Below are 7,775 nucleotides of genomic sequence, written 5' to 3'. Positions count from 1 at the left end.
GCTCTTTGCCGCGATGGTGCCGCCGGCGCGGTCGGGGGAGTTCTTCGGGTTCTTCAGCGTGTTCGAGAAGTTCGCGGGGATCTTCGGACCGCTGGTGTTCGCGGGCGTCATCGCGCTCACGGGGACGAGCCGGCTCGCGGTGCTCTCGGTGATCGCATTCTTCGTGGTGGGTGCCGTGGTGCTCTCGCGGGTGGACGTGGCGGACGGGGAGCGCTCGGCGCGGATGGCGGAGGCGAAGGCGGCATGACGGAGATCGCCTTCCTCGACGAAGACACGGTGCGCCGGGTCCTCCGCTACGACGATCTCATCCCCGCCATGGCCACGGCGCTCGCCGATCTCTCCGCCGGGCGCGTGGTGCAGCCGGTGCGGAGCATCGTGCCGGTGGCGGAGCATCACGGATTCTTCGGCGTCATGCCCGCGTACGCCGGTGCCCTCGGCGCCAAGCTGGTGACGTTCTACCCGGAAAACCGCGGCCTCCACACGCACCACGCGCTCATTCTGCTGTTCCGTGCCGAGACCGGCGAGCCGCTGGCCGTGATCGACGGGCGGCTCATCACCGAGATGCGGACGGCCGCGGCGTCGGCGGTGGCGACCGACCGGCTCGCCCGGCCCGACGCGACGGTGCTGGCACTTCTGGGCGCGGGCGTGCAGGCGCGGAGCCACCTGGCGGCGCTTACGCAGGTGCGGCGATTCGACGATGTGCGCGTCTGGAGCCCGCGAAGCGCGGCGGCCTTTGCGCGGGAGCACGGCGTCACGGCGGCCGCCACGGCCGAGGAGGCGGTGCGCGGCGCCGATGTGGTGGTGGTGGCGACGAGCGCGACGGCGCCGGTCCTCCAGGGCGCCTGGCTCGCCCCCGGCACCCACGTGAACGCGGTCGGCGCCTGCCGCCCCGACTGGCGCGAGCTGGACGACGAGCTGCTCCGCCGCGCCCGCATCGTGGTGGACTCGCGTGACGCGGCGCTTGTGGAGTCCGGCGACGTCATCGCGGCCGGGCGGGTGGACGCGGAACTGGGCGAGATCGTGGCGGGAACTGCGCTCGGCCGGCGCGATGCCGGCGAGATCACGCTCTTCAAGTCGCTCGGCGTCGCGGTGGAGGACGTGGTGGCGGCGGCGCTGACCCTTGCCCGGAGTTGCGGCACGTCCTAGCTTCACAACAAATGATTCCTCCATCGACCATTCGACCCGTCATGACCGCCTTCCGCGCGCTCACGCGTGGGTGCAAGCGTGGGCTCAAGCGCGGGCACAGGTGTCCGCATCGAATCGCGCGCGGCCTGGCGTAACGGGTGATGGATCAACTCCGAACCGAGAGCCCCGCCGCGCGAGAGCCCGGCGGGGCAGGTTTTTTATGGACCCGATCGAACTGACGAAGACGCTCGTCGCCATCGAGTCGCCCACCTTCCACGAGGGGCCCGCGCTCGCGTACCTCGCGGGGGTGCTGGAGCGCGCCGGCTACCGGGTGACGCGCCAGTCGGTGCCGACCGCCGCGGGGGTCGCCGCGCCGCGCGTGATCGACGCGTCGCCCCCGGGCGAGCGCTGGAACCTCTACGCCTGGCGCGAGCCGCCCGCGGTCGTCTTCTCCACCCACCTCGACTGCGTGCCGCCCTACGTCCCGCTCGGCGAAGACGACGAGTGGATCTACGGTCGCGGCTCCTGCGACGCGAAGGGCATCGCCGCCGCGATGGTCGCCGCGGCGGAGCGGCTCGCGGAGGCGGGCGAGCGGCGGGTCGGGCTCCTCTTTGTGGTGGGCGAGGAGAACGGCTCCGACGGCGCGCACGCGGCGCACGCGCTCGAGCCGCGCGGGCAATTCTTCATCAACGGCGAGCCGACCGAGAACCTGCTCTGCATCGGACAGAAGGGCTCGCTCCGGATCGATCTCGAGGCGACGGGCCGCGCCGCGCACTCGGCGTATCCGGCCGAGGGACAGTCGGCCATCATCCCGCTGCTCGAGACGCTGCGCACCATTCGGCGCCTTCCGCTCGCGTTCGATCCGGTGCTGGGCGAGTCGAGCCTCAACATCGGCACCATCCGCGGCGGCGTGGCGCCCAACGTGATTCCCGCGCACGCGGCGGCGCAGATACTGGTGCGCACCGTGGGGCCCACGAAGGAGTTCAAGGAGCAGGTGCGGCTCGCCGCCGATCCGGCGGTCAGCGTGAGCGCCGAGGTCGAGATCCCCGCGTACAAGGGCGAGGGCCTGCCTGGGTGGGAGACTACGGTGGTGGGTTACGCGAGCGATCTGCCGTTCTTCCGCAACTGGGGGCGGCGCTACCAGCTCGGACCCGGCTCGATCCGGGTGGCACACACCGACCGCGAGCGCATCGCCAAGGGCGAGCTGCTCCGGGGTGTCGAGCTGTACGTGAAGCTCGCCAACGATCTGCTGGCGAGCGAAGGCGCCGCGGGCGAGCGCCCGGCCGGCGAGCCGAGCGCTTCAGAGCCGGCGCGGAAGACCAGATGAGTGCAAAGATTCCCGTCGCGGTGCTCGGCGCGACTGGCACCGTCGGCCAGAAGTTCGTGCGGTTGCTGGCGGAGCATCCCTGGTTCGAGCTGGCCGCGCTCGCGGCGTCGGGCCAGAGCGCGGGACGGCCCTACGGCGAGGTGGTGCGCTGGCGCGAGACGGCGCCGCTGCCGGAGCGCATCGCACGGATGGTGGTGCAGCGCTCGGCGCCGCCGATCGACGCGCGCATCGCGTTCTCCGCGCTCGACGCCGATGTCGCGGGCGACATCGAGCAGGCCTTTGCTCGCGCGGGTGCGTTCGTGGTGACCAACACGCGGGTGCACCGGATGGACGCGGACGTGCCGCTCATGATTCCGGAGATCAATGCCGACCACGTGACGCTCGTCGGCCGCCAGCGCACCAACCGCTGCTGGCCCGGCGCCATTCTCGCCAATCCCAACTGCTCCACCGCGGGACTGGTGCTGGCGCTGGCACCGCTGCATCAGGCGTTCGGCGTGGAGAAAGTGTTCGTCTCGACGATGCAGGCGGTGTCGGGCGCGGGATATCCGGGCGTGCCCTCGCTCGACATCGTGGGCAACGTGATTCCGCACATCGGCGGCGAAGAGGAGAAGATGGAGCGGGAGACCGCCAAGATTTTCGGCGCGGTCACGAGCGGCGGCGTGACGCCGGCGCCGATGGTGGTGAGCGCGCACACCAACCGGGTGCCGACGGTGGACGGGCATCTCGAGGTGGCGAGCGTGGGACTTCGGGAGAAGGCGACGCCGGAGCAGGCCATCGCGGCGTATCGTGCGTTCGCGGCGCCGCCCTCGGTGCGCGGGCTGCCGTCGTCGCCCGCGGTGCCGGTGGAAGTCGATCTCCGCCCCGACCGGCCGCAGACCCGGCTCGACCTCGAGCGCGGCAACGGAATGACGGTGACGGTGGGCCGCATTCGGCCCTGTCCCCTGCTCGATCTTCGGCTGGCGCTGCTCAGCCACAACACGATTCGCGGCGCGGCGGGCGCCGCGGTACAGATCGGCGAGCTGCTCGTGGCTGAGGGGTACGTGTCCGCATGATCGTCTGCAAGTTCGGCGGCACCTCGGTGCAGCATGCGGAGGCGATCGGGCGGCTCATCGACATCATTCGCGCGCGCGAGGCGGAGCGGCCGGTGCTGGTGGTGTCCGCGCTCGCGGGGGTGACGGACGGATTGCTCGACCTCGCGCGCCTGGCCGAGCGGCGCGACGCCGGTGTGGGCGGGCGCCTGGCCGCGCTGGTGGCGCGGCATGAGGACACGGCGCGCGCGCTGCCCGGCGCGGAGGCCGCGCTCGACGACATCCGTGCGGAGGCCGACGCGCTCGGTGCCGAGCTCGAGGCCGTGATGGGGCGCCGCGCGCTGCCGCGCGAGCTGGATGCGATCGCCTCGCGTGGCGAGCTGTGGAGCTCACGGCTCATCGGCGCGGCGCTCGAGGGCGCCGGCGTGCGCGCCGAGTGGGTCGACGTGCGCTCCATCATGGTGACCGACGACCGCTTCGGCCGCGCGACGCCGTACGCGCAGTTCTTCACCACCCGCGCGCGCGAGTGTCTGGGTCCGCTGGTGGAAGGCGGGGCCGTCCCCATCACGCAGGGATTCATCGGCGCCACCGCCAACGGCGTCCCCACGACGCTCGGCCGCGGCGGCTCGGACTTCACCGCGGCGCTCCTCGGCGCGGCGCTGCACGCGCGCCGGGTCGAAATCTGGACCGACGTCGACGGCCTCATGACGGCCGACCCGCGCGTCGTCCCGTCAGCGCGGACGCTCCGGGTGGCGAGCTACGAGGAGGCGGCCGAGCTGGCGACGTTCGGCGCCAAGGTGCTCCACCCGGCGACGGCGGTGCCGCTCGTGCGCGAGGGGATTCCGATCGTCGTGCTCAACTCGCACCGGCCCGAGCTGCCCGGCACCAAGATCGAGTCGGCCGCCGAGCTGGAGCGCCTGGGCGACTCGCCGATCCGCTCGATCTCGTGGAAGCGCGGCATCACCGTCGTCAACATCCGCGCGCCTCGCATGCTCGGCGCGTACGGATTTCTCCGGCAACTGTTCGAGGTGTTCGAGCGGCACGAGGTAGTGGTGGACGTGCTCGCGAGCAGCGAGGTGAGCGTCTCGCTTACCATCGAGGGCGGGCACAGCATCGACGCGCTGGTGCGCGAGCTGGAAGACCTGGGCGAAGTCTGGGTGGAGGAGCGGCGCGCCATCGTGGCGGTGGTAGGGATCGGGCTCAAGCAGACCGCCGGGCTCGCGGGCCGGGTGTTCGGTGCGCTGAGCGAAACCTGCGTCGAGGTGATCTCGCAGGGCGCGTCGGCGATCAACATGACGTTCGTGGTGAAGGAAGAGGACGGGCCCGTGGTGGTGCGGCAGCTTCACCGGGAGTTCTTCGGCTCGTGTTGACGCTCGCGATCGTGGGGCACGGGCGCATGGGCCGCGCGGTGGCGCAGGCGGCCGCCGCGCGGGGGCACACGATCGGGGCGATCATCGACATCGACGACAATGCGGGCGGCGCGGGGCTCACCCGCGAGCGGCTCGAGGGCGTGGACGTGGCGGTGGAGTTCACGGCGCCCGCCGCGGCGGTTGGGAACATCGAGCGGCTCATCGAGGCGGGGGTGCCGGTGGTGACCGGCACCACGGGCTGGCACGGCGAGCTGCCGCGCATCGCGAAGCTGGTCGAGCGGAAGGGCGGCGCGCTGCTTTACGCGTCGAACTTTTCGATCGGCGTGCATCTGTTCCTCAAGACCGCGGCGGAGATGGCGCGCCGCTTCGCCGGCCGGGCGGATTACGACGGATTCATCGTCGAGGCGCACCATGCGCGGAAGGTGGACGCGCCGAGCGGCACCGCGCTGGCGCTCCAGCACGCCGCGACGTCGGCCGACGCGGCGCGCGCGTTCCCCATCACGTCGATCCGCGCCGGCGCCATCCCCGGCACCCACACGCTCACCTACGACGGCCCGCACGACACGATCGGGCTCTCGCACTCGGCGCGGAGCCGGGAGGGATTCGCCGAGGGCGCGGTGGCCGCGGCGGAGTGGTTGCCGGGACGGCGCGGCGTCTTCACCTTCGAGGACATGCTTTTCGGAGATAACCGATGACCAGCGCCAGAGGGCGCGGGACGTTCCAGGGCTGCGGCACCGCGATCGTGACGCCGTTCACCCGCGACGGCGCGGTGGACTTCGCAGCGCTCGCGCGGCTCACCGAGTGGCAGATCGCCGAGGGGATCGACTTCCTGGTGCCCTGCGGCTCGACCGGCGAAGCGCAGACGATGGACGACGCCGAGCGCGAGCGCGTCGTGGCGAAGGTGGTCGAGGTGGCGGCGGGCCGGGTGCCGGTGATGGCGGGCGCCACCGACAACGACACCGCGAGAGCGGTGGCCGAGACGCGGCGCATGTGCGCCACCGGCGCCAGCCACATCCTCAGTGCCACTCCCTACTACAACAAGCCCACACAGGAAGGTCTTTACCGCCACTTCATGGCGGTGCTCGACGCGTCGACCCGGCCGGTCTGCCTCTACAACGTGCCGGGCCGCACGGCGGTGAACCTCAAGCCCGAAACCGCGCTTCGGCTCGCGGCACATCCCAACTGCCTCGGCATCAAGGAGGCGAGCGGCGACCTGCGCCAGGCGATGGACCTGATCCGCGGCCGGCCCGAAGGATTTTCGGTGCTCTCGGGCGAGGACTGGCTCGCCTTCGCCATCGTCGCGGCCGGCGGCGACGGGCTCATTTCGGTCACCTCGAACGAGGCGCCCGCCGCGATGCGCGCCATGGTGCACGGGGCGCTCGACGGAAAGCTCGGGCCCGCGCGGCAGTGCCTCGATCGACTGCTGCCGCTCATCGACGCCAACTTCGCCGAGACCAATCCAGGGCCGGTAAAGGCGGCGCTCGCGATGATGGGGAAAATCGAGGACGTGCTGCGCCTGCCGCTGGTGCCCGCGGGCGCCGCGACGCGCGACACGTTGCGTGACGCGCTCCGCACGGCGGGCGTGCAGGGTGTCTGAGCGCGGCGCGGCGGTGCGCGGCGGCGGGTCGCTCGGCACCGAGCCGCGCGCCGACGAGCTGCGCGCGCGGCTCGCGCGCTACACCGATGGCGTGCCGCCGGGGGAGGAACCGCAGGCCCGCGCGGCATTCGACGCGCTCAAGGCCGCGCTCAACCGCGGCGAGGTGCGCGCGGCCGAGCGCGGCGCGGACGGGCGCTGGCAGGCGAACGCGTGGGTCAAGCAGGGCATTTTGCTCGGCTTCCGGCTCGGGCGGCTCGCGCCTGCGGCCACCGGCGGCCCTTTTCCCTTCTACGACAAGGACACGTATCCGCTTCGCGCCATCGGCCCGAATGACGGCGTGCGCCTCGTGCCGGGCGGCTCGGCGATTCGCGACGGCTGCTATGTCGCCCCCGGCGTCATCTGCATGCCGCCGATGTACGTGAACGTCGGTGCGTACGTGGACGAGGGCACGCTCATCGACAGCCACGCGCTGGTGGGGAGCTGCGCGCAGATCGGGCGCCGGGTGCACCTCTCGGCCGCGGCGCAGATCGGCGGCGTGCTGGAGCCCGCGGGGGCGCTGCCCGTGATCATCGAGGACGAGGTGCTGGTGGGCGGCAACTGCGGCGTGTACGAGGGCACGGTGGTGCGCGAGCGCGCGGTGCTCGCACCCGGCGTGCTGCTCACGGGGGGCACCGCCGTGGTGGACCTGGTGCACGACAAGATCTACCGCCGTACTGCCGACCGGCCGCTCGAGATTCCGTCCTGCGCAGTGGTGGTGCCCGGCACCCGGCCGGTGACGAGCGGCCCCGGCAAGGCACTGGGCGTGAGCCTCTACGCGCCCATCATCGTGAAGTACCGGGACGAGCGGACGGATGCGGCGGTGGCGCTGGAGGAGCTGTTGCGCTAGCGCTGTCCCCCGCAGCGTCGTCACGTCTCCGCTTGCGGCATCTCCCTCCGCAGAGCCGGCCCTGCCATTGTGACCCTCCGCACGGCGCCAACCCGCCGGATTGCGAACGTGAAGGCTGTACCCATCGGAGGAGCGGCTATGTGGTGGTACGGCGGCGGGTGGTGGTGGTGGTGGATTCTCTTCGTGGTCATCCTGTTCATCTTTCCACTCGGGTACGGGTGGGGTTATCGCGGCTGGGGCCCCTGGTATCAGCGGTCGCCGGGGCGGAGGCGCACGGACGTGGCCCCGGGCACCGCGACCACGGAGACTGAAGCGGATGTCGGCGCCGGATGGGGATGGCTCGGCTGTTTCCTGTGGATTATCCTGATCATCGCGATCATCTGGCTGATCGCGGCGCTGGGGTGGGGCGGGCGGTACCACTGATCGCATAATCGCGCCGGGC

At 71.9% G+C, this 7,775-nt stretch carries 9 protein-coding genes; all 9 read left to right on the top strand.

The annotated features are described in order from the left end of the window. Positions 1 to 247: MFS transporter (locus VFW66_03305; protein HEX5385711.1), on the top strand; the 247-nt coding region annotated here is incomplete at its 5' end. Further along, on the top strand, positions 244 to 1,146 hold the full coding sequence (locus tag VFW66_03300) for an ornithine cyclodeaminase family protein (protein HEX5385710.1): 903 nt from the start codon (positions 244 to 246) through the stop codon (positions 1,144 to 1,146). The genes VFW66_03305 and VFW66_03300, both read left to right, overlap by 4 nt. A gap of 199 nt (positions 1,147 to 1,345) precedes the next feature. Beyond that, on the top strand, positions 1,346 to 2,452 hold the full coding sequence (locus VFW66_03295; protein ID HEX5385709.1) for a M20/M25/M40 family metallo-hydrolase: 1,107 nt from the start codon (positions 1,346 to 1,348) through the stop codon (positions 2,450 to 2,452). Further along, complete coding sequence (gene asd, locus VFW66_03290) at positions 2,449 to 3,504, top strand: aspartate-semialdehyde dehydrogenase (GenBank protein ID HEX5385708.1); 1,056 nt, start codon at positions 2,449 to 2,451, stop codon at positions 3,502 to 3,504. Before VFW66_03295 ends, asd begins: the two co-directional genes overlap by 4 nt. Further along, positions 3,501 to 4,850 carry a lysine-sensitive aspartokinase 3 gene (gene lysC / locus VFW66_03285; GenBank protein ID HEX5385707.1) on the top strand — a complete coding sequence of 450 codons (1,350 nt, stop codon included), beginning with the start codon at positions 3,501 to 3,503 and terminating at the stop codon, positions 4,848 to 4,850. The genes asd and lysC overlap by 4 nt, the downstream gene beginning before the upstream one ends. Beyond that, positions 4,844 to 5,545 (top strand): dihydrodipicolinate reductase C-terminal domain-containing protein, encoded by a 702-nt coding sequence (locus tag VFW66_03280; GenBank protein HEX5385706.1) that lies wholly within the window; start codon positions 4,844 to 4,846, stop codon positions 5,543 to 5,545. Before lysC ends, VFW66_03280 begins: the two co-directional genes overlap by 7 nt. Beyond that, complete coding sequence (gene dapA, locus VFW66_03275; protein HEX5385705.1) at positions 5,542 to 6,447, top strand: 4-hydroxy-tetrahydrodipicolinate synthase; 906 nt, start codon at positions 5,542 to 5,544, stop codon at positions 6,445 to 6,447. The genes VFW66_03280 and dapA overlap by 4 nt, the downstream gene beginning before the upstream one ends. Next, the gene (locus VFW66_03270) at positions 6,440 to 7,333 is read left to right on the top strand and encodes a 2,3,4,5-tetrahydropyridine-2,6-dicarboxylate N-succinyltransferase (protein HEX5385704.1); all 894 of its coding nucleotides are present in this window, start codon (positions 6,440 to 6,442) and stop codon (positions 7,331 to 7,333) included. Before dapA ends, VFW66_03270 begins: the two co-directional genes overlap by 8 nt. 138 nt (positions 7,334 to 7,471) lie before the next feature. Beyond that, positions 7,472 to 7,756, top strand: coding sequence for a hypothetical protein (locus VFW66_03265; GenBank protein ID HEX5385703.1), 285 nt, complete (start codon positions 7,472 to 7,474; stop codon positions 7,754 to 7,756). Positions 7,757 to 7,775 lie beyond the last annotated feature (19 nt).

The sequence above is a fragment of the Gemmatimonadales bacterium genome (genome assembly GCA_036279355.1).
Classification (GTDB): domain Bacteria; phylum Gemmatimonadota; class Gemmatimonadetes; order Gemmatimonadales; family GWC2-71-9; genus DASQPE01.
Note: the sequence above shows the minus strand (reverse complement) of the source record. Positions and strands in the feature narration are given on the sequence as shown.

Coding starts and splice junctions, on each gene's coding strand:
- lysC (HEX5385707.1), top strand. CDS start 3,501: ATGATCGTCTGCAAGTTCGGCGGCACCTCGGTGCAGCATGCGGAGGCG.
- VFW66_03295 (HEX5385709.1), top strand. CDS start 1,346: ATGGACCCGATCGAACTGACGAAGACGCTCGTCGCCATCGAGTCGCCC.
- VFW66_03265 (HEX5385703.1), top strand. CDS start 7,472: ATGTGGTGGTACGGCGGCGGGTGGTGGTGGTGGTGGATTCTCTTCGTG.
- VFW66_03300 (HEX5385710.1), top strand. CDS start 244: ATGACGGAGATCGCCTTCCTCGACGAAGACACGGTGCGCCGGGTCCTC.
- asd (HEX5385708.1), top strand. CDS start 2,449: ATGAGTGCAAAGATTCCCGTCGCGGTGCTCGGCGCGACTGGCACCGTC.
- dapA (HEX5385705.1), top strand. CDS start 5,542: ATGACCAGCGCCAGAGGGCGCGGGACGTTCCAGGGCTGCGGCACCGCG.